The sequence below is a fragment of the Pedococcus sp. 2YAF34 genome (assembly GCF_052114585.1).
Taxonomy (GTDB): domain Bacteria; phylum Actinomycetota; class Actinomycetes; order Actinomycetales; family Dermatophilaceae; genus Pedococcus.
Window position 1 is genome coordinate 1 of the sequence record NZ_JBFRFA010000081.1, and the last position, 715, is coordinate 715.

The 715-nt window shown below is 69.4% G+C and carries 1 protein-coding gene and 1 pseudogene; both read right to left on the minus strand.

The features are described from left to right. Positions 1-174: pseudogene (locus AB4Z02_RS18940) on the minus strand (gfo/Idh/MocA family oxidoreductase); the annotation flags it as partial. Further along, positions 174-715: DegT/DnrJ/EryC1/StrS family aminotransferase (locus AB4Z02_RS18945; RefSeq protein ID WP_441972910.1), on the minus strand; the 542-nt coding region annotated here is incomplete at its 5' end. The pseudogene AB4Z02_RS18940 and the gene AB4Z02_RS18945, both read right to left, overlap by 1 nt.

Here is a 715-nt window from a genome sequence, read left to right on the forward strand (position 1 = left end):
CGCGATGAGGTCCTCGATCGACGCGGAGACGTCGAGGTCTCCCGCGACGCGGTGCGGGTCGCCCATCGCGTCTGCGACGCCGGCGAGTACGACACCGTCGGTCTCGCGGATCACCCGCGCGTGGTGCCGGCCCATCATTCCCAGGCCGACCAGGCCGATGCGGAGTTCCGTCATCACGAACCCGCCTTCGCGAGCGTGTTGACCGCGGTCACGATGCGCTCGAGGTCGGCGCGGGAGAGCGACGGGTGAACGGGGAGCGAGAGCACCTCGGATGCGGCGCGCTCGGTCTCGGGCAGGTCCTCCGTGCGCTGGAACGAGGGGAGGCGGTGGTTCGGGATCGGGTAGTACACACCGCTGCCGATGGCGTACTCGTCACGCAGCGCCTGCGCGAGGCCGTCGCGGTCCTCCTGCACGCGGATCGTGTACTGGTGGTAGACGTGGGTCGCGTCGGAAGCGACGGGCGGGGTGACGACTCCGTCGAGCTCGGCGTCGAAGAAGGCCGCGTTCGCCTGGCGCTGCTGCGTCCAGCCGTCGATCTTCGTCAGCTGCACCCGGCCGATTGCGGCGTGGAGGTTCGTCATGCGCGCGTTGAAGCCCACGATCTCGTTCTCGTACTGCTTCTCCATGCCCTGGTTGCGCAGCAGGCGCAGCCGGCGGGCGACCTCGTCGCTGCCGGTCGTGACGATTCCGCCTTCGCCCGACGTCATGTTCTTCG